This window comes from Paenibacillus woosongensis, from assembly GCF_009725165.1.
Lineage (GTDB): Bacteria > Bacillota > Bacilli > Paenibacillales > Paenibacillaceae > Fontibacillus > Fontibacillus woosongensis.
The window spans coordinates 1-617 of record NZ_WNZW01000039.1 but is presented as its reverse complement, the minus strand read 5'-3'; the positions used below and the strand labels follow the sequence as shown (position 1 = coordinate 617).

The 617-nt window shown below is 46.2% G+C and carries 2 tRNA genes; both read right to left on the bottom strand.

What is annotated here, in order from left to right:
* Positions 1-386: 386 nt before the first annotated feature.
* Positions 387-462, bottom strand: a tRNA-Ala gene (locus GNP95_RS25520).
* Positions 463-506: 44 nt separating this feature from the next.
* Positions 507-583: transfer RNA gene (locus tag GNP95_RS25515), tRNA-Ile, on the bottom strand.
* Positions 584-617 lie beyond the last annotated feature (34 nt).

Sequence of the window (617 nt, the reverse complement as noted above, 5' to 3'; positions counted from 1 at the left end):
GCTCCCCGAGGCAGTTTCGTTGTTCGCCACGTCCTTCTTCGGCTCCTAGCGCCTAGGCATCCTCCGTGTGCTCTTAGTAGCTTAACCATAATGCTTCGGTTTTGCGCCTGGTGCTCTGTTGTTCGCCGATTTCTTGATCAAGTAAATTCATACAAGGTAGAAATCGTCTCACAAAGGATCTCCAGTCCCAAAACCTACGCTAGCTACTTTTAATTAAACTTGTTTAACACAAGTTCAGCTAAAAGGAATTTTCTAAAACGCAAATTTCGTTTCGTTATCCAGTTTTCAAGGATCAATTGTTGCATCGCCATTTTACCGGCGAGACATTATAATATCAAATCCGCACTCACCATTCAAGCGGTAAGTTATGGAAGAGATATTGTTTATGGTGGAGCCAAGCGGGATCGAACCGCTGACCTCCTGCTTGCAAGGCAGGCGCTCTCCCAGCTGAGCTATGGCCCCATATCACTCCAAATAAGAAGCACGATGTATATTATGGAGTTGTATGGTGGGCCCTAGTGGACTCGAACCACCGACCTCACCCTTATCAGGGGTGCGCTCTAACCAGCTGAGCTAAGGGCCCGTAAAAGGAATGTTCAATTTAAATAACACCCAAA